Annotated in this window: 23 protein-coding genes; 17 read left to right on the top strand and 6 right to left on the bottom strand. The window is 70.9% G+C overall.

Annotated elements, in window-relative coordinates:
• Positions 1–7: 7 nt before the first annotated feature.
• From C8E96_RS00975 to C8E96_RS00950, 6 genes are read left to right on the top strand one after another with little or no spacing between them, the layout of a single operon-like run.
• Complete coding sequence (locus tag C8E96_RS00975; RefSeq protein WP_091370737.1) at positions 8–1,045, top strand: methionine synthase; 1,038 nt, start codon at positions 8–10, stop codon at positions 1,043–1,045.
• 50 nt (positions 1,046–1,095) lie between these two features.
• On the top strand, positions 1,096–2,178 hold the full coding sequence (locus C8E96_RS00970; protein WP_091370738.1) for a glycosyl hydrolase: 1,083 nt from the start codon (positions 1,096–1,098) through the stop codon (positions 2,176–2,178).
• Positions 2,178–2,459 carry a MoaD/ThiS family protein gene (locus C8E96_RS00965; RefSeq protein WP_228769688.1) on the top strand — a complete coding sequence of 94 codons (282 nt, stop codon included), beginning with the start codon at positions 2,178–2,180 and terminating at the stop codon, positions 2,457–2,459. The genes C8E96_RS00970 and C8E96_RS00965 overlap by 1 nt, the downstream gene beginning before the upstream one ends.
• Complete coding sequence (locus C8E96_RS00960; protein ID WP_228769689.1) at positions 2,378–3,088, top strand: hypothetical protein; 711 nt, start codon at positions 2,378–2,380, stop codon at positions 3,086–3,088. Before C8E96_RS00965 ends, C8E96_RS00960 begins: the two co-directional genes overlap by 82 nt.
• A gap of 38 nt (positions 3,089–3,126) precedes the next feature.
• Positions 3,127–5,322: an NAD-dependent DNA ligase LigA gene (gene ligA, locus C8E96_RS00955; RefSeq protein WP_228769690.1), complete on the top strand. Its 2,196-nt coding sequence runs from the start codon at positions 3,127–3,129 to the stop codon at positions 5,320–5,322.
• Between the two features lie 4 nt (positions 5,323–5,326).
• The gene (locus tag C8E96_RS00950; protein WP_228769691.1) at positions 5,327–5,839 is read left to right on the top strand and encodes a GNAT family N-acetyltransferase; all 513 of its coding nucleotides are present in this window, start codon (positions 5,327–5,329) and stop codon (positions 5,837–5,839) included.
• An 832-nt stretch (positions 5,840–6,671) separates the two neighbouring features.
• Here the strand turns inward: C8E96_RS00950 and C8E96_RS00945 are convergent.
• Positions 6,672–7,325, bottom strand: a complete 654-nt coding sequence (locus tag C8E96_RS00945; protein ID WP_091370741.1) for an ACT domain-containing protein — start codon at positions 7,323–7,325, stop codon at positions 6,672–6,674.
• Between the two features lie 237 nt (positions 7,326–7,562).
• Here C8E96_RS00945 and gatC point away from each other — a divergent pair, with 237 nt between their 5' ends.
• From gatC to gatB, 4 genes are read left to right on the top strand one after another with little or no spacing between them, the layout of a single operon-like run.
• A complete protein-coding gene (gene gatC / locus C8E96_RS00940) occupies positions 7,563–7,862 on the top strand; it encodes an Asp-tRNA(Asn)/Glu-tRNA(Gln) amidotransferase subunit GatC (protein ID WP_091370743.1) in 300 nt (99 codons plus the stop codon).
• Entirely contained in the window at positions 7,859–9,376 is a 1,518-nt protein-coding gene (gene gatA / locus C8E96_RS00935; protein ID WP_091370746.1) for an Asp-tRNA(Asn)/Glu-tRNA(Gln) amidotransferase subunit GatA, read from the top strand. The genes gatC and gatA overlap by 4 nt, the downstream gene beginning before the upstream one ends.
• Positions 9,376–9,576 carry a hypothetical protein gene (locus tag C8E96_RS00930; RefSeq protein ID WP_091370748.1) on the top strand — a complete coding sequence of 67 codons (201 nt, stop codon included), beginning with the start codon at positions 9,376–9,378 and terminating at the stop codon, positions 9,574–9,576. The genes gatA and C8E96_RS00930 overlap by 1 nt, the downstream gene beginning before the upstream one ends.
• Positions 9,573–11,075 (top strand): Asp-tRNA(Asn)/Glu-tRNA(Gln) amidotransferase subunit GatB, encoded by a 1,503-nt coding sequence (gene gatB, locus C8E96_RS00925; protein WP_091370750.1) that lies wholly within the window; start codon positions 9,573–9,575, stop codon positions 11,073–11,075. The genes C8E96_RS00930 and gatB overlap by 4 nt, the downstream gene beginning before the upstream one ends.
• A gap of 109 nt (positions 11,076–11,184) precedes the next feature.
• On the opposite strand, the gene C8E96_RS00920 is transcribed toward gatB, so the two are convergent.
• Positions 11,185–12,375, bottom strand: coding sequence for a PQQ-dependent sugar dehydrogenase (locus C8E96_RS00920; protein WP_091370752.1), 1,191 nt, complete (start codon positions 12,373–12,375; stop codon positions 11,185–11,187).
• Between the two features lie 9 nt (positions 12,376–12,384).
• Positions 12,385–13,272, bottom strand: a complete 888-nt coding sequence (locus tag C8E96_RS00915) for an alpha/beta fold hydrolase (protein WP_091370754.1) — start codon at positions 13,270–13,272, stop codon at positions 12,385–12,387.
• 45 nt (positions 13,273–13,317) lie between these two features.
• On the opposite strand from C8E96_RS00915, the gene C8E96_RS00910 reads away from it, so the two are divergent.
• Together C8E96_RS00910 and C8E96_RS00905 are read left to right on the top strand one after the other, a co-directional pair.
• Entirely contained in the window at positions 13,318–14,223 is a 906-nt protein-coding gene (locus tag C8E96_RS00910; RefSeq protein WP_176926720.1) for a 2-hydroxyacid dehydrogenase, read from the top strand.
• A 48-nt stretch (positions 14,224–14,271) separates the two neighbouring features.
• Complete coding sequence (locus C8E96_RS00905) at positions 14,272–14,910, top strand: DoxX family protein (RefSeq protein ID WP_091370759.1); 639 nt, start codon at positions 14,272–14,274, stop codon at positions 14,908–14,910.
• 61 nt (positions 14,911–14,971) lie between these two features.
• Here C8E96_RS00905 and ilvD read toward each other — a convergent pair whose 3' ends face one another.
• Together ilvD and C8E96_RS00895 are read right to left on the bottom strand one after the other, a co-directional pair.
• Positions 14,972–16,816, bottom strand: coding sequence for a dihydroxy-acid dehydratase (ilvD, locus tag C8E96_RS00900; protein WP_091370761.1), 1,845 nt, complete (start codon positions 16,814–16,816; stop codon positions 14,972–14,974).
• 85 nt (positions 16,817–16,901) lie between these two features.
• Positions 16,902–17,342 carry a PH domain-containing protein gene (locus C8E96_RS00895; RefSeq protein WP_228769692.1) on the bottom strand — a complete coding sequence of 147 codons (441 nt, stop codon included), beginning with the start codon at positions 17,340–17,342 and terminating at the stop codon, positions 16,902–16,904.
• A gap of 291 nt (positions 17,343–17,633) precedes the next feature.
• Here C8E96_RS00895 and C8E96_RS00890 point away from each other — a divergent pair, with 291 nt between their 5' ends.
• From C8E96_RS00890 to ilvC, 3 genes are read left to right on the top strand one after another with little or no spacing between them, the layout of a single operon-like run.
• On the top strand, positions 17,634–19,466 hold the full coding sequence (locus tag C8E96_RS00890) for an acetolactate synthase large subunit (protein ID WP_091370765.1): 1,833 nt from the start codon (positions 17,634–17,636) through the stop codon (positions 19,464–19,466).
• 2 nt (positions 19,467–19,468) lie between these two features.
• On the top strand, positions 19,469–19,975 hold the full coding sequence (ilvN, locus tag C8E96_RS00885) for an acetolactate synthase small subunit (RefSeq protein ID WP_091371379.1): 507 nt from the start codon (positions 19,469–19,471) through the stop codon (positions 19,973–19,975).
• A 33-nt stretch (positions 19,976–20,008) separates the two neighbouring features.
• Complete coding sequence (gene ilvC, locus C8E96_RS00880) at positions 20,009–21,022, top strand: ketol-acid reductoisomerase (protein ID WP_091370767.1); 1,014 nt, start codon at positions 20,009–20,011, stop codon at positions 21,020–21,022.
• A gap of 58 nt (positions 21,023–21,080) precedes the next feature.
• Here the strand turns inward: ilvC and C8E96_RS00875 are convergent, their stop codons facing one another.
• Positions 21,081–21,797, bottom strand: a complete 717-nt coding sequence (locus tag C8E96_RS00875; RefSeq protein ID WP_133794093.1) for a hypothetical protein — start codon at positions 21,795–21,797, stop codon at positions 21,081–21,083.
• A 131-nt stretch (positions 21,798–21,928) separates the two neighbouring features.
• On the opposite strand from C8E96_RS00875, the gene C8E96_RS00870 reads away from it, so the two are divergent.
• Together C8E96_RS00870 and C8E96_RS00865 are read left to right on the top strand one after the other, a co-directional pair.
• On the top strand, positions 21,929–22,204 hold the full coding sequence (locus C8E96_RS00870) for a DUF397 domain-containing protein (RefSeq protein WP_091370771.1): 276 nt from the start codon (positions 21,929–21,931) through the stop codon (positions 22,202–22,204).
• A gap of 2,561 nt (positions 22,205–24,765) precedes the next feature.
• Positions 24,766–24,978, top strand: coding sequence for a hypothetical protein (locus C8E96_RS00865; RefSeq protein WP_091370774.1), 213 nt, complete (start codon positions 24,766–24,768; stop codon positions 24,976–24,978).
• Positions 24,979–25,015 lie beyond the last annotated feature (37 nt).

Genomic DNA, 25,015 nt, shown 5'->3' with positions numbered 1-25,015 from the left:
TGGCCTGGTGACGAACGCACCATGGCCGCACGGAGCCGCCACCGGTATCGGCTCGCTGCCCGGCGACGATCCCGCCGAGGCCGCCACAGTCGTCCTCGGTGAGCTGCCCGACCTGCCGCACCTGCCGGAACTGCCCGCCCGCGGACTCGGCGCCGACATGATCGGCCGGACCGCCGCCCTGCTCGTCGACCTGGCGGTCGAACTGGTGCCCTCGGGCTACCGGGTCGCCGCCCACCCCGGCCGGGACCACCGCCGCGGGGTCGACCTGCTGCGCTGGGACCTCGACGCTGTCGAGGACGCGATCGGGCGCGCGGGCGAAGCACCCGCCGTGTTCAAGGTCCAGGTTGCCGGGCCGTGGACGCTGATGGCGGGCGTCGAACTGCACCGGGGCCACCGCGTCCTGACCGATCTCGGGGCGCGCCGGGAGTTCGGCGAGTCGCTCGCGGAGGGTCTCGCCCTGCATGTCGCAGAGGTGCGCAAACGGACCGGGGCCGAGGTGGTCGTCCAGTTCGACGAGCCGAGTCTGCCGACCGTCCTCGCGGGCGCGCTGCCCACGCCGTCGGGCTACGGCACCGTGCCGTCGGTTCCCATTCATGACGCGCGCGACGTGCTGTCGAAGCTGATCGACGCGGCACGTGCCGCTACCGGCAATCCGGTCATAGTCCACTGTTGCGCTCCGCGTCCCCCGATCGGTTTGCTTCGTGAAGCGGGCGCGGGCGCACTCGCCCTGGACGCCGCTCTGCTCGACGGAATCCCGGCGTCGCTGTCCGACGATCTCGGCGAGGCGTGGGACGCGGGCGTGTCCATGTTCCTCGGGTTGGTCCCCGGGACGGAGCCGCGCGAGCGGCTGTCGCTGCGCGAGGCCGCCGAGCCCGCGCTGCGGCTGGTCGACCGGCTCGGCTTCCCGCGTTCGATCCTCGCCTCGCACACCGTCGTCACGCCTGCCTGCGGCCTCGCCGGAGCGTCAGCCGGATGGGTACGCGCCGCCCTCAAGCAGGTTCGTGACCTGGGCAAAGCCTTTGTGGAGCCGCCGGAATCCTGGTAGCTGTCGGTGCTCGGGCGTAACGTGGCGCGGGTCACTTACGGAGGTGCCCGATGACACAGAAGGTGCTGCTCGCGATAGGGACACGCAAGGGGCTGTTCCTCGCGACCAACTCCGGTGGGGACTGGGAGACAACCGGTCCGCACCACCCGATGACCGACGTCTACGCCGTCGCCATCGACACCCGACGCGCCACACCGAGGCTGCTGGCCGCGGTCACGTCCGAGCACTGGGGGCCGAGCGTCGCGATCAGCGACGACCTCGGCGCCACCTGGTCCGAGCCCGACCACGCGCCGGTCGCGTTCCCCGAGGACACCGAGACAGCGCTCGCGCGGGTCTGGCAGATCGCCCCCGGGCCTGCCAGTGAACCGGACGTGGTCTACGCGGGGGTCGAGCCGTCCGCGCTGTTCCGCTCCGACGACGGCGGCGTGAACTACCAACTCGTCCGCGGCCTGTGGGACCACCCGCACCGCGAGAAGTGGACGCCCGGCTTCGGCGGCATGGCGGTCCACTCGGTCATCCCGCACCCGACCGAGGCAGGCCGGATCACGGTCGCGATGTCGACCGGCGGTGTCTACGTCAGCGCCGACGGCGGCAAGTCCTTCGACGCGAGCAACGACGGCATCAAGGCCTACTTCCTTCCCGACCCGTACCCCGAGTTCGGGCAGTGCGTCCACAAGATCGCCCAGCATCCCGACCGGCCCGACCGCTTCTACGCGCAGAACCACCACGGTGTCTATCGCAGCGACGACAACGCCAAGACGTGGCAATCGATCGCCGACGGCCTGCCCAGCGACTTCGGCTTCGCGATGGTCGTGCACCCGCACCAGCCGGACACGATCTTCAACTTCCCGCTGACCGCGGACTCGATGCGCTTCCCGCCCGACGGCCGTTGCCGGGTCTACCGCAGCGACGACGCGGGCTCCAGTTGGACCGCGCTCGGCGACGGCCTTCCCGACGACTTCTGGAGCGCGGTCATGCGCGACGCGATGTGCGTCGACGACGCCGACGAGGCGGGCGTGTACTTCGGTTCCCGGTCCGGCGAGGTCTACGCCAGCCGAGACGGCGGCGAGCACTGGACGCAGGTCGCCGCGCACCTGCCGGACGTGCTGTCGGTGCGGGCCGCGGTGATCTGATGATCACCGTGCTGCTGCCCCAGGTCCTGCGGGCCAAGGCGGACGGGCAGGCGAAACTCGAGATCGACGCGCCCGATCCCGCTACCCTGGCCCGGGTGCTCGACGTGGTCTGCGAGCGCTACCCGGCGCTGGAGCGGCGCCTGCGTGACGAGAACCGGGGGCTGCGCCGGTACGTCAACTTCTACGTGGACGGAGAGGAATGCCGGTATCTGGGCGGGGCGGACACACCGGTCGCGGCGGACGCCGAGATCCAGGTGATTCCGTCGGTGGCGGGCGGCTAGCGCGCTGGTTCAAGCGGTCCCGTGACCCGGTCGAGCAGCCCGACCCGGCAGTTCTCGCGGAACGGTTCTGGTGCGAGTGGCAGCAGCTGCTCCCCGAGGTCGCCGCCGCCCTCGGCGAAGGGGAGCCGCAGCGGGTCGAGAACCAGCTCTGCGAGATGGTCGCGGCGCTGCACCCCGACCTGCACTTCTCGCTCGAACGCGGTATCCGCTCGATCTACGCGTTCGTGGTGAGCGGGCAGGAGGACCCGCGGCTGCGGCCGTACACCGACGCGTGGAAGGCGGCCGCCGAGCCGGACACCCCGCTGTGGGAGTTCCACGACTCGGTGCCCGCCGTCCCCGACCCGACGGAGGTCACGGTCAACCTCGGCGCGACCCGGGTCGCGCTCGCGGATGTCCGCGTGCACGCGCAGGTCGAGGAGGGTCTGGTCGACGTCGCGGTCTACCACCCGGCGCTCGCCGGGCTGGAGCCGTCGGCGCGCGCGGCGATGACGTTCCTCCCGCTGGACGCCACGCTGGGTGAGCGGCTGGCGGGGGAGCGGCTGCGCCGGGTCGAGGCCGCCGACACCGAGCCCGCCGACAGCATCGGTTTGCTGGAGCTGCGCGAACTTGTCCACAGGCTGGCTTCCTGAGCCTCCGAATGTCGGTCGTCCTGGCTACTCTTTGACACGTGACGAGTGTTGACGAGGATCTTCCGCAGGAACGACCAGCCGCGGTCGAGGGCGTCGAGGATGTGCCCTCCGACGTGCGTGAGCGGCACGCCGAGCTGTCCGAGGAACTCCTCGGCCACCAGTTCCGCTACTACGTGCTCGACGCGCCGACGATCTCCGACGGCGAGTTCGACACGCTCCTGCGCGAGTTGGAGGCGATCGAGGAGCAGCACCCGTCGCTGGTCTCCCCGGAGTCGCCCACCCAGCGGGTCGGCGGGTCCTTCTCCACCGAGTTCGCCGCGGCAGACCACCTCGAACGCATGCTCAGCCTGGACAACGCGTTCGATCTCGACGAGCTCGGCGGGTGGGTCGACCGGGTGGAGAAGGAGGTCGGCTCGGCCGCGCACTTCCTGTGCGAGCTGAAGATCGACGGCCTCGCGATCAACCTGCTCTACGAGAACGGCCGCCTCACCCGGGCGCTCACCAGGGGCGACGGCCGCACCGGCGAGGACGTCTCGCTCAACGTCCGCACGATGCGCGGCGTGCCCGACCGGCTCACCCCGAGCGACGAGTTCCCCGTCCCGGCGCTGGTAGAGGTGCGCGGCGAGGTGTTCATGACGGTCGAGGACTTCGCCGACCTCAACGCCCGGCTGGTGGAGGCGGGCAAGCCGCCCTTCGCCAACCCGCGCAACACCGCCGCCGGGTCGCTGCGCCAGAAGGACCCGAAGATCACCGCGAGCCGCAACCTGCGGTTGATCTGCCACGGCCTGGGCAGGCGCGAGGGCTTCGAGCCCACCGCGCAGTCCGAGTCGTACCGGGCGCTGGCCGCGTGGGGGCTGCCAGTGTCCGGGCACACCAAGGTGCTCGACTCGGCCGACCAGCTCGCCGAGCACATCAAGTACTGGGGCGAGCACCGCCACGACGCAGAGCACGAGATCGACGGCGTGGTGATCAAGGTCGACGAGGTGTCGCTGCAGCGCCGCCTCGGCACCACCTCGCGCGCGCCGCGCTGGGCGATCGCCTACAAGTATCCGCCGGAAGAGGCGACCACCACGCTGCTCAACATCGAGGTCAACGTCGGCCGGACCGGCCGGGTGACGCCGTTCGCGGTGATGGAGCCGGTCAAGGTGGCAGGGTCCACGGTCGCGATGGCCACGCTGCACAACGCCTCGGAGGTCAAGCGCAAGGGCGTCCTCATCGGCGACCGCGTGGTGATCCGCAAGGCCGGGGACGTGATCCCGGAGGTGCTCGGCCCGGTGATCGAGGTTCGGCCGCCGGACGCCTACGAGTTCGAGATGCCCACCGAGTGCCCGGTGTGCGGCACCACCTTGGCCTACGAGAAGGAGGGCGACGCCGACATCCGGTGTCCCAACGCCCGGTCCTGCCCGGCGCAGCTTCGGGAGCGGCTGTTCCACTTGGCGGGCCGGGGCGCGTTCGACATCGAGGTGCTCGGCTTCGAGGCCGCCGCCGCCCTGCTCACCTCCGGTGTGGTGCAGGACGAGGGCGACGTGTTCACCCTGGATGAGGAGCAGCTCTCGCGGGTGGAGTTGTTCCGCACCAAGGCCGGGGAGCTCTCGGCGAACGGCCGCAAGCTGGTGGCCAACCTCGACACCGCGAAGAACCGTCCACTGTGGAAGGTTCTGGTGGGCCTCTCCATCCGCCACGTCGGCCCCACCGCGGCCCAGGCACTGGCTCGTGAGTTCGGCTCCATCGAAGCGATCGCCAAGGCCACCGAACAGGAACTCGCCGACGCCGAGGGCGTGGGCCCGACCATCGCCACCTCCGTCCAAGACTGGTTCGCCGTCGACTGGCACCGCGAGGTGGTCGACAAGTGGCGCGCCGCGGGCGTCCGCATGGAAGAGGAACGCGACGATTCGACGCCGAGGACCTTGGAGGGCCTGTCGATCGTCGTCACCGGCAGCCTGGAGACCTACTCCCGCGACGAGGCCAAGGAGTCGATCATCGCCCGCGGCGGCAAGGCGTCGGGCTCGGTGTCGAAGAAGACGGCCTTCGTGGTCGTCGGCGACGCACCGGGATCGAAGTACGACAAGGCGATCCAGCTCAAGGTCCCCGTACTCGACGAGGACGGCTTCCGCGTGCTGCTGGAACAAGGCCCCGAGGCCGCCACGGAGGTAGCTACCATCGGCGACACGGACGCTGACGACGGTAGCGCGAAGGCCGACGCGGCCGGGAACGCCGAGGCCACGGATGAGTAGCCGAGTGGACGCTTCCAGCATCACGGTGCGCTCGGCCCGCGCGGACGAGGTCGACCAGATCGGCACCCTCACCCTCGACGCCTACACCGCCGACGGCTACCTGGGCCCCGACTCAAGCGGCTACGCCGCCAGCCTGGCCGACGCCGCAAGCAGGTTGCGCAGCGCGGATCTCCTGGTCGCCGTCGACGCCGACGACACCCTCCTCGGCACCGTCACCCTCGCCTTACCCGGCTCCGACTACGCCGAAATCTCCCGCGAGGGCGAACTGGAATTCCGCATGCTCGCCGTCGCCCCCACCGCCCGCAACCGAGGCATCGGCGAAGCCCTCATCCGCGCCGTCTTCGACCGGGCCAGGGAACTCGGTTTGCCGAGGGTGGTGCTGTGCAGCTCACAGAACATGGCCCCCGCCCACCGCCTCTACGAGCGTTTAGGTTTCACCCGCTTGCCAGACCGCGATTGGAGCCCGGGCCCGAAAGTCCACCTGATCGCCTTCGAACTGGACCTACCGGACGCCTGAGCCACCGGGGCGAGCGGCCGCCGACGGGAGGGTGTGGCAGGCCCGTGAGCTGAGGGGCGTCCAACCCGGCGGGAGTGCGACGACGTGCCTGGGAGTGGGTGGCGTGGTTCTTCGGGCGGGGTGTGGTGGGCCTGTCGGCTTTGGGCGGTGAGACCTGGCGGGAGTGCGATGGCCTGCCTGGGGTGGGTGCCGTGGTCTCTCGGGCGTGGTGTGGTGGGCCTGTGGGGATTGGGCGGTGGGACCTGGCGGGACTGCGTCGGCGCGCCTAGGGGTGGGAGCCGTGATCCTGTCGGGCGGGTGTGGCGCGCCGTGAGATGGGGCGGTCAGACCTGGCGGGACTGCGATGGTCTGCCTGGGGGTGGTGCCGTGGTCCTTAGGGCGGATTGTGGCGCGCCCGTGAGATGGGCGGTCAGCCTTGGCGGGACTGCGATGGCGCGCCCCAGCGGACGAAGGCCGCAATCCTGTCTGGCCGGTGCGACAAATCCCACGGGAGGGAATGGCTTGACTCGGCGACCGGCGAAGGCAAGCCCCGCGAAAGGTGACGGTCCGATCCCCACGGGCTGTTTGGGTGGTTCGCCTTGATTTGGGGCAAATGGGCCTAAACTTTCGGCGCGGGTGGGCTGTACTTCGCCCACCTTTTGAGCCCGCGCCAGGCCCATTTGGCGGGGTCCCCAAATCAAGGCGAACCACCCAAACGGGCACCCAACGCCCAAGGCGCCCGGCCACCAAACCACCTGGGCGCACTACAGGAAACCGCTTACCGCCCCACTCGGATTGCCCGGCACCAAACCGCTCGCCGAACCACCCGCCCAAACCGCGCAGCGAAACGCAATCAGTCCGGCAACACCACTGCCACGATCCCAGCCAGATGCGCCAACCGCGCCACCTCAGCCGCCCGGAACATCGGCCCACCCGGACGCCCGACCAGCAACACCCGGTCCGGCTTCCCCAACGGCGTGGCCGCCAGTTCGGTCCCCAGCTCCTGCCAGGTCTCCGGCACCCACGACTCCTCCCCATCGAGCACCGTCGCCCGGGCTAACGGCAGCCACGGCAGTTCCAGCCGGTGCACCGTCGGCGCCGCGCTGCTCGACGCGATGGGGTGGGCGCCGTCGGCGTCGAAGGTGATGACTAAAGCCCAGCCCGCTCGGATGATCTTCGGGACGCCCTCGGTGAAGATCGCCAGGCCGTCGTTGGGTTCGGCGGCGACGTCCTCGACCAGTTCCAGCTCACGGTGGGTGTCGAGCACCCCCGCGTAGGGGCGCACGGCGTCCACCTCGACGCCTGCCACGGACTCCGCCGCGGTGATCAGGACGTCGGGGAGCCTGCCGCCGGGCAGTTCGACGACGAGGTCATCGATGGCGACACCGCCCACGCGTTCCACCACGTCCACACTGAGGATGTCTGCCCCGATGGCCCCCAGCGCGGTCGCGACCGCGCCCAGGGTTCCGGGGCTGTCCGGGAGCTGGACCCGGATCAGGAAGGACAAGGCGAACGCCTCCCGATGTTCCTACTCGGTGCGCGAAACCAAACGTCCACGCCCTACGCCGACCGCCGATTGTCGCAGACCAGGTGACCCACACGGCGGCTGGTGTCCATCGGACCGCATCGCGGGATGGGGTCGGTGTACACCCCCGGCGCCTTGAGAACAACCCGTTCGGGGCTTCCGTCCTGCGCGAAATAGACTCACGGGGTCCCATCGCAGACACCCCCGGGGGTTCGTCGAGTGCCAAGCATCTCCCGTGACGAGGTAGCCCACCTCGCCAGACTGGCCAGGCTGGCCGTCACCGAAGAAGAACTGGACCTGTTCGCGGGCCAGCTCGACCAGATCGTGCAGGCCGTGGCGAAGGTCGGTGACGTCGCTGACCAGGACATTCCGCCCACTTCTCACGCGGTGCCGTTGACCAACGTCTTCCGTGCGGACCTCGTTCGACCCGGGCTCACCCAGCAGCAGGCACTCGCCGCGGCACCCGCCGCCGAGGACGGGCGCTTCCGCGTTCCGCGCATCCTCGGGGAGGAAGCATGACCGACCTGATCCGCCTGACCGCCGCCGAACTGGCCGCGAAGATCCAGGCCAAGGATGTCTCCGCCGTCGAGGTCGCCCAGGCCCACCTCGACCGCATCGGCGCGGTGGACTCCGCCGTGCACGCGTTCCTGCACGTCGACACCGAGCGCGCGCTGCAGGCCGCCAAGGCCGTCGACGAGGACGTGGCCGCGGGCCGCCCGGCGGCGTCGCCGCTGGCCGGTGTGCCGCTCGCGCTCAAGGACGTTCTGACGATGCAGGGCGCCCCCACGACGTGCGGCTCGAAGATGCTCGAGGGGTGGAACCCGCCCTACGACGCGACGGTCACCCTGAAGCTGCTCCAGGCGGGCATCGTCATCCTCGGCAAGACCAACATGGACGAGTTCGCGATGGGCTCCTCCACCGAGAACTCCGCCTACGGCACCACCCACAACCCGTGGGACCTCGACCGCATCCCCGGCGGCTCCGGCGGCGGCTCGGCCGCGGCGCTGGCCGCCTTCGAGGCCCCGCTCGCGATCGGCACCGACACCGGCGGCTCGATCCGCCAGCCCGGCTCGGTCACCGGCACGGTCGGCGTCAAGCCCACCTACGGCACGGTCTCGCGCTACGGCCTGGTCGCGTTCTCCTCCTCGCTCGACCAGGCGGGCCCGTGCGCCCGCACGGTCCTCGACGCGGCCCTGCTGCACGAGGTCATCGGCGGCCACGACCCGCTGGACTCCACCTCGATCGACGCGCCGCTGCCGCCCGTCGTCGCCGCGGCCCGCGAGGGCGCCAACGGCGACCTCAGCGGTGTCCGGGTCGGCGTGGTCACCCAGTTCGCGGGTGACGGCTACCAGCCGGGTGTGCTCGCCTCCTTCGAGGCCGCGGTCGCGCAGCTCAAGGAGTTGGGCGCGGAGATCGTCGAGGTGTCCTGCCCGAGCTTCGACCTGGCGCTGCCCGCGTACTACCTGATCGCGCCGAGCGAGTGTTCGTCGAACCTCGCCCGGTTCGACGCCATGCGCTACGGCCTGCGGGTGGGCGACGACGCCACGCGCAGCGCCGAGGAGGTCATGTCGCTGACCCGCGAGGCCGGTTTCGGCCCCGAGGTCAAGCGCCGGATCATGCTCGGCACCTACGCGCTGTCCTCGGGCTACTACGACGCGTACTACGGCTCGGCGCAGAAGGTCCGCACGCTCATCTCGCGTGACTTCGACGCCGCGTTCGGCACCGTGGACGTGCTCATCTCGCCGACCACGCCCACCACGGCGTTCCGCATCGGCGAGCGGGCGAACGACCCGATGGCCATGTACAAGGCCGACCTGTGCACGATCCCGTCGAACCTGGCGGGCAACGCGGCCCTGAGTGTCCCAAGTGGACTGTCGGACGACGACGGTCTGCCCGTGGGTCTGCAGATCATGTCGCCCGCGCTGCAGGACCATCGCGGCTACCGCGTGGCCGCCGCGTACGAGGCCGCCCGCAACGCCGCGCAGGGCGGTTCGCTGATCAACCGCGTTCCCGAGCTGGAGGTGGCTCACTGATGGCCGGCGTGAAGAATCTCAAGGGCGCCTTCGGTGTCGTCGGCTCGGTGACGGCGGCGACGTCCGCGGTGACCAGCCTGCGCAAGGCGCGCGAGGACAACGACAGGCTGCTGCTGGCCAACGCGATCGGCGGCATCTTCGTCGCGCTGACCAGTGCGCTGATCGCGGTTCGGGCGTTCCGGAAGGGCGGGGACAAATGACGTCCACTGTGGAGCTGATGGACTACGACGAGGTCATCGAGCGCTTCAACCCGGTGCTGGGCCTGGAAGTCCACGTCGAGCTCAACACCAACACCAAGATGTTCTGCGGCTGCCCGGTCACCTTCGGCGGCGAGCCGAACACCCAGGTGTGCCCGGTGTGCCTCGGACTGCCCGGCGCGCTGCCGGTGCTCAACGCCATCGGCGTCGAGTCGGCCATCCGCATCGGCCTCGCGCTCAACTGCGAGATCGCTGAGTGGTGCCGCTTCGCCCGGAAGAACTACTTCTACCCGGACATGCCGAAGAACTTCCAGACGTCGCAGTACGACGAGCCGATCGCCTTCAACGGCTACCTCGACGTCACCCTCGACGACGGCGAGATCTTCCGCGTGGAGATCGAGCGCGCCCACATGGAGGAGGACACCGGCAAGTCGCTGCACGTCGGCGGCGCCACCGGCCGCATCCACGGCGCCGAGCACTCGCTGCTCGACTACAACCGCGCGGGTGTGCCGCTGATCGAGATCGTCACCAAGACGATCGAGGGCACCGGCGAGCGGGCTCCCGAGGTGGCCCGCGCCTACGTCAGCACCCTGCGCGACCTGCTCAAGGCGCTCGACGTGTCCGACGTGCGGATGGACCAGGGTTCCCTGCGCTGCGACGCGAACATCTCGCTGATGGCCAAGGACGCCACGGAGTTCGGCACCCGCACCGAGACCAAGAACGTCAACTCGCTGCGCAGCGTCGAACGGGCCGTGCGGCACGAGATGACCCGGCAGGCGGCGATCCTGGTCGAAGGCGGGTCGATCCTGCAGGAGACCCGGCACTTCGAGGAGGCGTCGGGCACCACGCGCGCCGGGCGGCGCAAGGAGACCTCGGAGGACTACCGGTACTTCCCGGAGCCCGACCTGGTCCCGATCGCCCCGTCCCGCGAGTGGGTCGAGGAACTGCGCCTGACCCTGCCGGAGCTGCCCGCGCAGCGCCGCAAGCGGGTCCAGGCCGAGTGGAACCTCACCGACCTGGAACTGCGCGACCTGATCAACGCCGGTGCGATCGACCTGATCGCCACCACGGTCGCCGCTGGGGCCTCGCCCGCCGAGGCCCGCTCGTGGTGGGTGTCGTACCTGAGCCAGCAGGCCAACAACCGCGGTGTCGAGCTCGGCGACCTGCCGATCACGCCCGCCCAGGTGGCGAAGGTGATCGCCCTGGTCGCCGACGGCAGCCTGACGAACAAGCTGGCCCGCGAGGTCGTCGACGGAGTCCTCGAAGGCGAGGGTGAGCCGGAGGACGTCGTCGAGAAGCGCGGCCTCAAGGTCGTCTCGGACGACTCGGCGCTCTACGCCGCCATCGACGAGGCGCTGGCCGCCCAGCCGGACGTCGCCGACAAGATCCGCGACGGCAAGGTCGCCGCCGCGGGCGCCATCGTCGGCGCGGTCATGAAGACGACCAAGGGCCAGGCCGACGCCAAGCGCGTCCGGGAACTCATCCTGGAACGCTGCAGCTAACCCTCGCGAGTCGCCCCTTCCGGCAAGTGAGTCGCCCGTTCGGAACACCCGAATGTCGAACTCACTTGCTGGAGGGGGCGACTCGTTTGCTGGAGGGGGCGACTCGCGGCTAGTCGACGCCGCTGCCGCCGCCGCCTTGTTCGACGACGATGACTACGGCGCGGTCGTCGCTGGAGGCGGGCTTGCCGCCCTCCTTGTTGACCGTGCCGCCGATGGCGAGCTGCTCGGACATCAGGTCGAGCCCGTCGACGCGGCCGAAGCCGTCCGGCTCGGCCATCACGACCTGCGGCTTTCCGGTGAACGTCCCGTCCGGGGCCTGAGCCAGGTTCTGCAGGTGCGCGGCCTTCGACATGGCCACCCACATGCTCCGAGCGGGCGAGGCGCACCCTGAGATGCCCGGTTTGTCGGGCCAGGACCAGGCCGGAGCCCCCAAGGGCTTGCCGTAGTCCAGCCGGTAGAGCACGTCAGCCGCCGCAGTCCGGTCGGTGACCCAGACCCGCGACCCGTCCAGCGAACTGCACAGCCCACCGGGCGACTCGAGCCCACTGGCCACCACAGCCGACGGTGCGGGGTTGTCCTCGGCGGGCTTGCCGCCCGAGTTGATCCGCAGCACCTTCCCGGCGAGCGACGCGGGGTCCGCGGCCGCGGCGGGGTTGCCCGCGTTGCCGGTGGCGATCAGGAGCGCCCCACGGTGGTCGTTCGCCAGCGCCCCGCGGTTGCCCGAAGCACCTCGGGGGATGCCGGTGAGCACCGGCTTGGGCGTGTCGTTCGGCGCGATGCGGACCAGACGGTTGTCGGTGGGCGTGGTGATGTAGGCGAAGAGGAGCTGGTCTTCGACGTACGTCGGCGACAGCGCGAGCCCGGTGAGCCCTCCGTCGGTGCTGCCGTCGACCGGGACCGTGGCCACCACGACCGGCTCCGAGCCCATCCGGACCAGCAGGATGCGGCCGGTCTTGCGTTCCCCGACCAGCGCCGACGGCGTCGACCCGTCACCCGGCAGCGCGGCCACCGCGACGACCGTGTCGAGGCAGGTGGCGAGCACCGCGGGATGGAAGTCCTTGCAGCCGTCCGGCGGGGGCACCGGGCCGGGCGGTTTGACCCGCGGGTCGCCTGCGGGTCCGCCGCCGCCACTGTCGCCGCCCCCGGTGTCCGGCTCGGGCGCGGCCTGCGGGGTGAGCTTCGGGTTGGGCTGCCAGCTCTGCGGAGGCGGCTGCTCCTCGAACGTCGCGCAGGAGGCGAGCAGGGCACTGGCCACACAGGCGGCGGCGAGCGCGCGGACCCGGCGGTATGTACCCGACATGCCCCCAGGTTAGGAGGCCGCCCGTGAATCCGCGGTGAGCGCCCGCTCGACGAGCAGGCCCAACTCGTCGACGATCACCTTCGGCGCCTCCATCGGGAGGAAATGGCTGGTCGGCAGCACCCGGACGCGGGCATCGGGCAGCACCGACGCGGCCACGGTGGAGCGCCGGGGGTCGGCCAGGATGTCGTAGCGCGCGGCGAGCACGGTGACCGGGCAGGTGATCCCGGCCAGATCGCGGTCGGGCACGTCGGCCAGGGCGAGCGCGAGCGTGACGTACCAGCGCCAGTCGTGGCGCAGGAACCGCCGCAGGGCCGCCGCCACGTCGGCGGTCGCGGCGCCGGGGAGCATGAACCCGCTGTACCGCATGGCCGTGGCGGTGACCCGGTTGACCGGGACGCGGTGCAGCACGGCGTCGACCAGCGGACCGGCGAACCGCAGCGCGCGGGCGGTGGTCAGCGCCACGGGCCTGCGCACCGGCGCGGGCACGCCCAGGACGCCGAGCATCCCGCCGAACAGGTCGCCGGGCACGCCCGCGGTCAGCATCAGCCCGGACACCCGCTCGGGATGCCGGGTGGCCAACTCGGTGGCGACCATCACCCCCATCGACCAGCCCATGACCACGCACCGCGCCACCCCGGCGGCGTCCATGACCGCGATCGCGTCGGCGACGTGGTCGTCGAGGGTGATCCGGTCGGGGTCGGCGGGCCGGTCGGATCCCATGGTGCCGCGGTGGTACCAGCTCAGCACCCGCACACCCGACGACGGAAGCAGCAGCGCGGGCCACGCCTCGGGAATCGTGCCCAGACCCGGGCACAGCAGCACGACCGGGCCGTCGGACTCGGTCTGCCAGCCACGGATCCGGGTGCCGTCCGCGGCGATGAGGTCGTGTTCGCGCATCGGACATAGTTTGCCTGACAACTACGCCTGATTAGTGTGTGCTGTGTGACGGTGACAGTTCTCGTGCCCGATGAGCACGGAATCGAAGCACTTTCCGGGATCGAGGGGCTGCGGGTGTTCCGACACTCACCACGACTCCCGCCGGAGGCCGCGGACGCCGAGGTGCTCATCCCCGACTTCCTCGGGGGCGAGGCGCTGAACCTGGTGGATCGGTTGCCGAAGCTGCGTCTCGTGCAGTTGCTCACCACCGGCGCCGACGCCTGGGCGGGCAGGCTGCCGGACCACATCATGTTGTCGACGTGCCGTGGCGCCCACGGCGGCAGCAGTGCCGAGTGGGTGGTCGGCGCGCTGCTCACGTTCTACCGGGAGTTCACCGCGTTCGACGCCGCGCGCAGGGTGGGCAAGTGGACGCCGCACACGACGGACACGTTGCAGGACAAGCGAATCCTGGTCATCGGCGCGGGTGACCTTGGCCACCAGTTGCGCCGTCGGTTCGACGCCTTCGACGCGCGCACCACGTTGGTCGCCAGTCGGGCCCGGGACGGCGTGCACGGCGTCGACGAGTTGCCCGCACTGCTCCCCGAACACGACGCGGTGGTCCTGGTCGTGCCACTGACCGAGGCGACGACCCGCATGGTCGACAAGAAGTTCCTGTCCCTGCTGCCCGACGGCGCCATCGTCGTCAACGCCGCCCGCGGGCCGGTTGTGGACACCGACGCGCTGCTGGCGGAGTTGACCTCCGGCAGGCTGCGCGCCGCGCTTGATGTGACCGATCCGGAGCCGTTGCCCGCTGATCATCCTTTGTGGACCGCGCCGAACATCGTCATCACACCGCATGTGGCGGGAAACAGCGCAGGTCACCGGGCTCGCGCCTACCGGGTGGCCGCCGCCGAGATCGCCCGGTTCGCCGCCGGGAAAGCGCCCCTGAACCTGCTTCGCGGGGCCTACTGAGCGATCTTCCGCAGGGCAAACCCTTGACGGAGGCTCTAGTCTGCGCCCGTGAGTATCGATGATGGCCGCACCCCAGTCGCGGGCGGCAGCACGGACAGCGGATATTTCACGCCTTCCGAACAGAGGTACACCGCATACGACTCTGATGGCACCACGACCGACTTCGACGACGACGATGTAGTCGCGACTCGGGAACCACACCAGTGGCACTTCGGTGCCGACCTGGGTCTGCTCGTCCTGCGGGTCGTGCTCGGCGCGATGCTCGTCGGGCACGGGCTGCAGAAGGTTTTCGGGATCATGCAAGGCCCGGGGATCGACGGCTTCGCGAAGTTCCTCGGCACCCTGGGTTACCAGCAGACGACGCTGCTGGCCTGGGTCACCGGGGTCACCGAGCTGACCGCGGGCTCCCTGCTCGTCCTCGGCCTGTTCACCCCGGCGGCCGCCGCGGGCGCGCTCGGCGTGGTGGCGAACGCCATCTGGGTCAAGCTCGACGTCAGGGAATTCCTTGGTGCGGTCGAACTCGAAGGCCTGTACGCGGCGGGCGCCTTCGCCCTGCTGTTCGCGGGCGCGGGCAAGATCTCGCTCGACCGCAAGACTCCGTGGTTCCGCCGCGCACCCGCGTTCGGGTTCGTGTTCCTCGTGCTGGCCATCGGGCTTTCCGTGGCCACCAACATCGTTCTGCGCTAGAGCCGAAGAAACCGAGGGGCCCGTCCGGACAGTCCGGACGGGCCCCTCGGTCGTTGACTGTCTACTTGTCCGGGTCGCGCACCGCGCCGGTGGAGGCGTCGGTGGCCATGCGGGCGTAGGCGCGCAGGGCCGCGGTGACCGGGCGGACCCGGTCGACCGGCTGCCACGGGCGTTCGCTCGCTTCCATCTTCGCCCGGCGCTCCGCCAGAACCTCGGGCTCGACAAGGAGTTCCAGGGTCCGCGCGTGCACGTCGATGCGGATCTGGTCGCCGTCGTGGACCAGGCCGATCGTGCCGCCGCCCGCCGCCTCCGGGGAGACGTGGCCGATGGACAGTCCACTTGAGCCGCCGGAGAACCGCCCGTCGGTGACCAGGGCGCACTTCTTGCCCAGGCCCGCGCCCTTGAGGAACGCGGTGGGGTGCAGCATCTCCTGCATCCCGGGGCCGCCCGCCGGGCCCTCGTAGCGCACGACCAGCACCTCGCCGGGCTGGATCTGCTTGCCGAGGATCACCGAGACGGCCTGCTCCTGGCTCTCCACGACCCGCGCCGGGCCCTGGAAGGTGAACAGCTCCTCGTCGATGCCCGCCGCCTTGATGACCGCGCCGCGCTCGGCGAGGTTGCCGTGCAGCACCGCGAGGCCGCCGTCGACGGTGTAGGCGTGCTCGACGTCGTGGATGCAGCCGCCCGCCGCGTCGGTGTCCAAAGAGGACCAGCGGTTCGAGGTGGAGAACGCCTTGGTGGTGCGGACGCCGCCGGGGGCGGCGTGGAACAGCTCGATGGCCGCCTCGGACGGGTTCTCCCCGCGGATGTCCCATTCGGACAGCCACTGCTCCAGCGACGGGCTGTGCACCGACGTGACATCGGTGTTGAGCAGCCCGCCCCGCCACAGCTCGCCCAGGATGGCCGGGATTCCGCCCGCCCGGTGCACGTCTTCCATGTGGTAGTCGGAGTTCGGCGAGACCTTCGACAGACACGGGACGCGGCGGGAGATGTCGTCGATGTCGGCGAGGGTGAAGTCGATCTCGCCTTCCTGGGCCGCGGCGAGGACGTGCAGCACCGTGTTGGTGGACCCGCCCATCGCCATGTCCAGGGCCATCGCGTTCTCGAACGCCTTGCGGTTCGCGATCGAGCGCGGCAGCGCCGACTCGTCGTCCTCGCCGTACCAGCGCTTGCACAGCTCGACAACCGTCGTCCCGGCGCGGGTGAACAGGTCGCGGCGGGCCGAGTGGGTGGCCAGGGTGGAGCCGTTGCCCGGCAGCGCGAGGCCGAGGGCCTCGGTGAGGCAGTTCATCGAGTTGGCGGTGAACATGCCCGAGCAGGAGCCGCAGGTCGGGCACGCGGAGCGCTCGACCTCGGTCAGGCCCTCGTCGTCGACCTCCGAGCTGGCCGACGCGGAGATCGCGGTGATCAGGTCGGTGGGCGCCTGGGCGACACCGCCGACGACGACCGCCTTGCCCGCCTCCATCGGTCCACCCGAGACGAACACCACGGGGATGTTGACCCGCATCGCGGCGTTGAGCATGCCGGGGGTGATCTTGTCGCAGTTGGAGATGCACACCAGCGCGTCGGCCTGATGGGCGTTGACCATGTACTCCACCGCGTCGGCGATGATCTCGCGCGAAGGCAGGGAGTAGAGCATCCCGCTGTGTCCCATGGCGATGCCGTCGTCGACGGCGATGGTGTGGAACTCGCGCGGCACGCCACCCGCCTCGCGGATCGCGTCGGCGACGATGTCGCCGAGGTCGCGCAGGTGCACGTGGCCGGGCACGAACTGCGTGTAGGAGTTGGCGATGGCGACGATCGGCTTGCCGAAGTCGCTGTCGGTCATGCCGGTGGCGCGCCAGAGCGCGCGGGCTCCGGCTGCGTTGCGGCCGTGGGTCGTCGTGCGGGAGCGCAGCGCGGGCACGGCTCCTCCAAGGTTCGGTTCGCTATCAGCTATGGGACGTGCATGGCGCCGGATAGGCGCCCAGGCGGGGAGCGGTGACCCCAGGTTACTCCGCCTCGACTGCCGGTTTCTCGGCGTCTTCCTCGGGTTCGGTGACCGGCGTCTCGGTCGGGTCGTCCAGCCGCCCGCCGCTGACCAGGGCCAGCGCGGGCAGATGCCGGACGCGCACACACGGAAGCGTGACCTCGGTGTCGTCGGCCAGCACCGCGCGCACCCCGGAGCGCTTGGTCAGCCGCAGCCCCTTGAGGGAGTCCCACGGCAGGGTCCGGCTCCGGAAGACCTCGCGGGCGACGATGCCCTCGGCGGTCGCCGTGGTGCGGACCCGGATGACCCACACCACAATGGCGAGCGGGATGACATAGAGCACCGGAAGCCAGGGCGCGGCGAACGCGATCGGCGTCGCGCACACGGCCAGGAGCAGCGCCGCGAGGATGGCGACGCCGGGGATCCGGAACACGAGGCGGGAAGGAATCTGCTGGTCGGACACACTCAAATGGTGCACCCTCGGCCGCGCGGGCATACGCGCGACCCCCTGCCCGCCGTCCAGTATCCGGGATCACGATCCCGCAGAGTTGACGCCCTAGGCCGAACGCATTAGCGTCTGAGCCGTGCCCTCACCATCCATTCTCGTACTTCCGCCGCGCGTTCGACGCTGACGGAAGCCAGCACGCATCGAACGCGCGGACCCTCGTACGACCATGCCGGTCGACGGGGGCTTTTTTGTGCCCTCACCCGCTTCCCGTGACCAGATAACACTTCTACCCACGAGGCAGAAACGATGACCAGCGCCACATCGCGGCCCACGCCGGCCCCCGCGACACCGGGGCCGGGCAACTCCGCCCGCCCCAAGCCCGCGCCGCCGACCGGGACACCCGTTCGGGTGACCGGCGCGCAGTCACTCGTCCGCTCGCTCGAGGCGGTAGGCGTCGAAATCGTCTTCGGCATCCCCGGCGGCACCATCCTGCCCGCGTACGACCCGCTGCTCGACTCCACCAAGGTCCGCCACGTCCTCGTCCGCCACGAGCAGGGCGCGGGCCACGCCGCGACCGGCTACGCGCAGGCCACCGGCAAGGTCGGCGTCTGCATGGCCACCTCCGGCCCCGGCGCGACGAACCTGGTCACCCCCCTCGCGGACGCCAACATGGACTCCGTGCCGGTCGTGGCCATCACCGGCCAGCAGACGCGCGCGCTCATCGGGACCGACGCGTTCCAGGAAGCCGACATCTGCGGCATCACGCTGCCCATCACCAAGCACAACTTCCTGGTCACCGACCCGGGTGACATCCCGCGGATCATCGCCGAGGCCTTCCACCTCGCGAAGACCGGCAGGCCCGGACCGGTCCTCGTCGACATCCCGAAGGACGTCCTGCAGGAGCAGACGTCCTTCATCTGGCCGCCGGAGCTGCGCCTGCCCGGGTACCGCCCGACCACGCGCCCGCACGGCAAGCAGGTCCGCGAGGCCGCCAAGCTCATGTGCTCGGCCAAGCGCCCGGTCCTCTACGTCGGCGGCGGCGTCATCAAGGCCCAGGCGTCCCCTGAGCTGCTTGAGCTCGCCGAGCTGACCGGCATGCCCGTGGTGACCACCCTGATGGCGCGCGGTGCTTTCCCCGACTCGCACAAGCAGCACCTGGGCATGCCCGGCATGCACGGCACGGTCCCCGCGGTCGGCGCCATGCAGAGCTCCGACCTGCTCATCGCCCTCGGCGCCCGGTTCGACGACCGGGTCACCGGCCAGCTCGGGTCGTTCGCGCCCGGCGCGGCCATCGTGCACGCCGACATCGACCCGGCCGAGATCTCCAAGAACCGCCGCGCCGACGTCCCGATCGTCGGTGACTGCAAGGAGATCCTGGTCGAGCTGATCGCCGCGGTGAAGGCCGAGAAGGCCTCGGGGTCCGAGGACCTCGCCCCCTGGTGGAAGCAGCTCGACCAGTGGCGCGAGACCTACCCCCTGGGCTACGAGTGGCCCGAGGACGGCACGCTGTCGCCGCAGTACGTCATCGAGCGCATCGGCGCCATCGCGGGCCCCGACGCCATCTACACCGCCGGCGTCGGCCAGCACCAGATGTGGGCCGCGCAGCACGTCCGCTACGAGAAGCCGGGCACCTGGCTCAACTCCGGCGGCCTGGGCACGATGGGCTACGCCGTCCCCGCCGCCATGGGCGCCAAGTTCGGCAAGCCGGACTCGGTGGTCTGGGCGATCGACGGCGACGGCTGCTTCCAGATGACCAACCAGGAACTCGCCACCTGCGCCATCGAGGGCGCGCCCATCAAGGTCGCCGTCATCAACAACGGCAACCTGGGCATGGTCCGGCAGTGGCAGAACCTCTTCTACTCCGGCCGCTACTCCCAGACCGACCTCGGCACGCACAAGTTCCGCATCCCCGACTTCACCCTCCTCGCCGAGGCGCTGGGCTGCGCGGGCCTGCGGTGCGAGACCAAAGAAGAGGTCGACGAGGTCATCAACCGGGCCATGGCGATCAACGACCGGCCCGTCGTGATCGACTTCGTCGTCGGCAAGGACGCCCAGGTGTGGCCCATGGTCGCCGCGGGCACGGGCAACAGCGAGATCATGGCCGCGCGCGGCATCCGGCCACTGTTCGACGAGGAATGATCATGACTACTCACACTCTGAGCGTTCTCGTCGAGAACAAGCCCGGTGTCCTGGCCCGCGTCTCGGGCCTGTTCTCCCGGCGCGGCTTCAACATCGACTCGCTCGCGGTCGGCCCGACCGAACACCCGGACGTGTCCCGGATGACGATCGTGGTCGCCGTCGACGAGCTGCCCTTGGAGCAGGTCACCAAGCAGCTCAACAAGCTGATCAACGTCATCAAGATCGTCGAGCTGGAGCCGTCGATCGCGGTGCAGCGGGAACTGCTGCTGGTCAAGGTCCGGGCCGACGCCACCGTGCGCAGCCAGGTCCTCGAAACGGTGAACCTGTTCCGCGCCAAGGTGGTCGACGTCTCGCCCGAGGCGCTCACCATCGAGGCCACCGGCACCGCCGACAAGCTCGAGGCGCTGCTGCGCATGCTCGAGCCCTACGGCGTGCGCGAAATGGTCCAGTCCGGCATGGTCGCCATCGGCCGCGGGCCACGCTCCATCACGGCAACCGCCGTCCGCTGAATTTCGTAGTCCCAGGAAGGAACAACTAGCACCATGTCCGTCGAGATCTTCTACGACGCCGACGCCGACCTGAGCATCATCCAGGGTCGCAAGGTCGCGGTCATCGGTTACGGCAGCCAGGGCCACGCGCACGCGCTGAGCCTGCGTGATTCGGGTGTGGACGTGCGCATCGGGCTCCCCGAGGGCTCCAAGTCCCGCGCCAAGGCCGAGGAGCAGGGCCTGCGCGTGCTCACCCCGGCGGAGGCTTCCAAGGAAGCCGACCTGATCATGGTGCTCGCGCCCGACACCAAGCAGCGCTTCATCTACGCCGAGGACATCGAGCCCAACCTCAAGGACGGCGACGCGCTGTTCTTCGGCCACGGCTTCAACATCCGCTACGACCTGATCAAGCCGCCGGCGAACATCGACGTCGCCATGGTCGCGCCGAAGGGCCCCGGCCACCTCGTGCGCCGCCAGTTCGTCGACGGCAAGGGCGTCCCGGCGCTCATCGCCGTGCACCAGGACTTCACCGGCGGCGCCCAGGCGCTCGCCCTGTCCTACGCCGCGGCCATCGGCGGCGCGCGCGCCGGCGTCATCAAGACGACGTTCACCGAGGAGACCGAGACCGACCTGTTCGGCGAGCAGGCCGTCCTCTGCGGCGGCGCGTCCGCGCTGGTCCAGACCGGTTTCGAGGTGCTCACCGAGGCCGGCTACGCCCCGGAGATCGCCTACTTCGAGGTGCTGCACGAGCTCAAGCTCATCGTCGACCTGATGTACGAGGGCGGCATCGCCCGCCAGCGCTACTCGGTGTCCGACACCGCCGAGTACGGCGACCTCACCCGCGGCCCGCGCGTCATCACGCCCGCGGTCAAGGAAGAGATGAAGAAGATCCTGGGCGAGATCCAGGACGGCACCTTCGCCCGCGAGTGGGTGGCCGAGGACGAGGCCGGCCGCGAGAACTACCGCAAGCTGCAGGAGCAGGGCGAGCAGCACCCGATCGAGGAGACCGGGCGCAAGCTGCGCGGCCTGATGTCCTGGGTCGACCGGCCGCTGACCGACACCGCCTGAGACTTTCCCCCAGCAGTGGCCCGTGGCGTCCTCGACGCCGCGGGCCACTGTGTTTCGCTCAGAAGTCCGGTTTGGTGCGCAGGGTGATGAGAGCGGCCGGGGCGAGTTCCGGGGTGAAGGAGAAGCCGGGGAAGCCGCCCCAGGCGACGGACTCGCGCAGGTAGTCGACGAGCGTGATGCCGGGCCTGCCCGCGACGCCGTGCAGGACCGCGTCGGCGGTCAGGGCGGGCAGCTCGATGCCGTGGGCGGCGCCCGCGACGTTGGCCTTGGTGCTCTCGTCGGGGGCGATGGCGAAGACGAGGGCCGCCGGGTCGTCGCAGCGCTGCAGCTCGTAGCTCAGCGAGTAGGCGTTGCCCAGGCACAGCGGGTCGGGGTACTCGGGGCCGGGCGGGGTGCCGCGCGGGGCGGGCTGCTGGTGGTAGGTCAGCTCCAGGACCTGGCAGTCGCCCGCGAACCACACCTCGCCGACGCGGCGCAGGCAGGCCTCCAGGGCCAGTGGCAGGCCGCCGATCTTGTCGATCAGGGTGTCGACCAGGTCGTCGTCGTCCTCTGTGGGCGGCTGGTGGGCGGGGACCAGCCGGTCTGAGGACACCCAGCCGAACTCGGGCAGCGCCGCGGCGATGCGGGCCACGTGCTGGGCGACCCGGATCATCGTCTCGTCGGCCACCGCGGCGGCGTCGTCGACGAGGTCCTCCGGGATGTCGCCGAGCGCGCGAAGGTCGTTCCAGACCGCCTCGTGCTCGCCGCTCATGTATCGCGCGTAATACGAGCTCACGCGGGGCACGCTACTGAGCGCGACAGCACAGTGGCCGGACCGACACGTTCTGGCATCGCCGAGTCGCCCACTGCGGTATACCTGGGCCCGACAGTTTTCGGTTACGCCTTCGGGACTAAAGAGGAGACGCGATGGACAGCGCCCCCATCTACGACGACAAGGCCGAGGTACGCGGCAACCTCGACCTGACGAAGGCCGACTGGCAGCGCGCCGCGGAGCCGGACGCCGACCCCGACGGCGAATACGTCGAGATCGCGTTCGTGCCGCACACCGACGGCAAGACCTACATCGCCATGCGCAACTCCAAGTTCACCGGCCCGGACGACACCGTCCTGGTCTTCACCGAGTCTGAGTGGGACGCCTTCGTCGAGGGCGCCAAGGCAGGCGAGTTCGACGAGCCGTGGTGAGCTCGGGCGCGGCCCGGGACCGGGGGGATTTCACTGGATCGGGTGACCCAGGCTGGGTGGCCCCCAGCGCGGCCCCGGAGTGGCCGCAGGACGAGGGGGCGTGGACGCCGCCGTCCGGGGGCGGGCGCCACTCGGCGGAGGCTCGGCAGGCCGCTGAGGAGCACTTATTAGGCAGTGGGGGGCATGGCCGGTCGGGCTTCGAGGAGCCTGCCGGTGGTTCTGGGGGTTCTGGGGATGTCTGGCCTGGTGGAGGCTTCGTGGAGCCCGCCGCGCCTTCTTCTATGACTGACGATCAGGCAGCCCGGTTCGAGGAGCCCAGCGCCCCTCCCGGCCGCCGCGCACGACGGGCCCACGCCGCCCCGGAGCTGGTCGCTCCCCGCATCGGCGGCTTCGAGGAGCCCCCCGCGGACGTCCGCGAGCCAGCACAGCACTCGACGGCCCCCGCGGCACCGTGGGAGGAGCGTTGGCCGGAAGAACAGCCTTCGGTCACCCACGCGGATCCACTCCCGCGGCATGACCCGCGGCCGACTCCGCCCAATCCTTCTTGGCCGTCGCCGGAAGACGCGGGTTCTTCGCTGCCCGCCGCCTACCCGTCGTTTGACGAGGTGGATGGTCCTGCACTTCCGTCCGGCCCAGTGGGGCCGGTGGAGGTATCGCGTACACCTTTGAGTGAGGACCGCTTGCCGATGCCCCAGCCCTCCCCGACAGGCGAGCCGCATGGTTCGCGATCACCGGACGAGGCGCGCCCGGTAGCCGGGCCCGCGCCGGTCGATGGCAGGCCGATGGCGTTCGGTGTGGGAGAGCCCGCGCCGAGGCCGATGGGTGGGCCGGACCCGTTGGAGGACTCGTCGGCGGGCAGGCCACCGCACCCGGCCGACCCAGGGTCGCCTCCAGGCACGCAAGGGCCGATGCCGGGTGGGTCTGGCAGGCACGCCGACCCGCGGCAGGGTCCTCCCGCCGGGCCGAGGCCTGGACACCCAGGTGACGGACCTGGTCGCCCCCCGATTCGTCCCGGCCAACACCTGCCGGAGGGCAGGCACCCGGGACAGTTGCCCGACCCAGCGCGACCCGGCGGGCAGCTGTCCGGCGCCGAGGGCTTGCCGGGTGGTTCCGCCGAGCACCAGTCCGGTCGGCCTGGTCATTCGCTGCAGGCGGGCGATCGTCCGTCGCCCATGTCCGGTCGGCATCCTGCGGATCCGCACGGACAACACGTGCCCGACGGCCGTCGCCCGGGTATGGGGCCTGGCCATCCGATGCCCGAGCGTTCGCCGGGTCAGGCCAGTCAGCACCTGCCCGGACCGCAGAATCGCCCCGGTCACCCCTTGCCCGAAGTCGAGCGGTCCATGCGGCCAGGCGAATTCAGCCCCAGCGCCGACGGCCAGACCGACCCGCCGCACCGTCCCATGCCTGGGCGCCCGCCGGGTCAGACTGGCCTGCACGCCCCTGATGCCTCCCACCCGCAGGTCCGACCAGGCAGGCCCGGTCCCGACGCTCCCCGCCAGCTGGGCGGGCCGGGCGCCGACGCCCCGCGCCCGCCGATGCGACCAGGCCACCCCGGCCCCGACTCCCCGCGTCCGATGGGGCAGTCCGGACCTGAGGTTCCGCACCACCCGGGCAGGCCCGGCCCCGATGCTTCCCGCCCGCCGTCGGGCCAACCTGGATCGGACGGTTCGCGCCCGCCGTCGGGCCGGCCGGGTCCGGACGCTCCCCGCCCGCCGATGGGGAACCCCGGTCCCGACGCTGCCCGCCCGCCGATGCGTCAGCCGGGGCCGGATGGTTCTCGTGCGCCGTTGGGCCAGCCCGATCTGGACGCTTCGCGTCCGCCGTTGGGTCAGCCGGGTCTCGACGCTCCCCGCCCTATGGGTCAACCTGGGCAGGACGCTGCCCGCCCGCCGATGCGTCAGCCGGGGCCGGATGGTTCTCGTGCGCCGTTGGGCCAGCCCGATCTGGACGCTTCGCGTCCGCCGTTGGGTCAGCCGGGTCTCGACGCTCCCCGCCCTATGGGTCAACCTGGGCAGGACGCTGCCCGCCCGCCGATGCGTCAGCCGGGGCCGGATGGTTCTCGTGCGCCGTTGGGCCAGCCCGATCTGGACGCTTCACGCCCGCCGATGCGTCAGCCGGGTCTCGATGGTTCCCGTGCGCCGTTGGGCCAGCCCGGTCTCGACGGTTCCCGTTCGCCGTTGGGTCAGCCGGGTCCGGACGCTTCGCGCCCGCCGATGCGTCAGCTCGGTCCCGACGCTCCCCGCCCGATGGGTCAGGACGCTGCCCGCCCGCCGTTGGGTCAGCCAGGTCCGGACGCTCCCCGCCCGATGGGCCAACGACCCGACGCCCCCCGTCCCATCTCCCGGCCCGGCCCCGACGCTCCCCGCCCCATGGCCCGACCCGGTGCCGACGCCGCACGCCCCCCAATGGGCAGGCCCGACGCACCCCGTCCCCCGATGCGCCAACCCGGACCGGACGCCTCCCGCCAGCCACCCCCTCCCAACCCCCAAAACCGACCTCCCGCCCCACCCAACCGCCCGCCCCAGCCACCGCCCGCCCGTGCGGCCAAGCTCCCGCCCATGGGCGCCTTCGGCGGCGGCTTCGGCCCCGCGGGCTCCGGTGGCTACTCGACCGGCAGCACCCCCGTCCCGGTCCGGTCCGGCGATGACCACCCCGAGCTCCCCACCGTCAAGGACCAGGAGAAAAAGCGCCCAGCCTTCCTCGTCGAAGGCGACGACGACGAGATGTTCGGCAGTGGCGAGTTCACCGCTCCGCAGGTCATCGGGGAGTGACGCCGCGTAGTTGACCTTGCCGTCGGGCCGGTGTGGC

Source organism: Actinokineospora alba, assembly GCF_004362515.1.
Taxonomy (GTDB): domain Bacteria; phylum Actinomycetota; class Actinomycetes; order Mycobacteriales; family Pseudonocardiaceae; genus Actinokineospora; species Actinokineospora alba.
Note: the sequence above shows the minus strand (reverse complement) of the source record. Positions and strands in the feature narration are given on the sequence as shown.

What these genes read in the sequence shown, in the direction of transcription:
- ilvC (WP_091370767.1), top strand. Translation starts at nt 20,009, where the DNA reads ATGTCCGTCGAGATCTTCTACGACGCCGACGCCGACCTGAGCATCATC.
- C8E96_RS00890 (WP_091370765.1), top strand. Translation starts at nt 17,634, where the DNA reads ATGACCAGCGCCACATCGCGGCCCACGCCGGCCCCCGCGACACCGGGG.
- C8E96_RS00870 (WP_091370771.1), top strand. Translation starts at nt 21,929, where the DNA reads ATGGACAGCGCCCCCATCTACGACGACAAGGCCGAGGTACGCGGCAAC.
- gatA (WP_091370746.1), top strand. Translation starts at nt 7,859, where the DNA reads ATGACCGACCTGATCCGCCTGACCGCCGCCGAACTGGCCGCGAAGATC.
- C8E96_RS00865 (WP_091370774.1), top strand. Translation starts at nt 24,766, where the DNA reads ATGGGCGCCTTCGGCGGCGGCTTCGGCCCCGCGGGCTCCGGTGGCTAC.
- gatB (WP_091370750.1), top strand. Translation starts at nt 9,573, where the DNA reads ATGACGTCCACTGTGGAGCTGATGGACTACGACGAGGTCATCGAGCGC.
- C8E96_RS00965 (WP_228769688.1), top strand. Translation starts at nt 2,178, where the DNA reads ATGATCACCGTGCTGCTGCCCCAGGTCCTGCGGGCCAAGGCGGACGGG.
- C8E96_RS00920 (WP_091370752.1), bottom strand. Translation starts at nt 12,375, where the DNA reads ATGTCGGGTACATACCGCCGGGTCCGCGCGCTCGCCGCCGCCTGTGTG.
- ilvN (WP_091371379.1), top strand. Translation starts at nt 19,469, where the DNA reads ATGACTACTCACACTCTGAGCGTTCTCGTCGAGAACAAGCCCGGTGTC.
- C8E96_RS00930 (WP_091370748.1), top strand. Translation starts at nt 9,376, where the DNA reads ATGGCCGGCGTGAAGAATCTCAAGGGCGCCTTCGGTGTCGTCGGCTCG.
- C8E96_RS00960 (WP_228769689.1), top strand. Translation starts at nt 2,378, where the DNA reads ATGCCGGTATCTGGGCGGGGCGGACACACCGGTCGCGGCGGACGCCGA.
- C8E96_RS00915 (WP_091370754.1), bottom strand. Translation starts at nt 13,272, where the DNA reads ATGCGCGAACACGACCTCATCGCCGCGGACGGCACCCGGATCCGTGGC.
- C8E96_RS00970 (WP_091370738.1), top strand. Translation starts at nt 1,096, where the DNA reads ATGACACAGAAGGTGCTGCTCGCGATAGGGACACGCAAGGGGCTGTTC.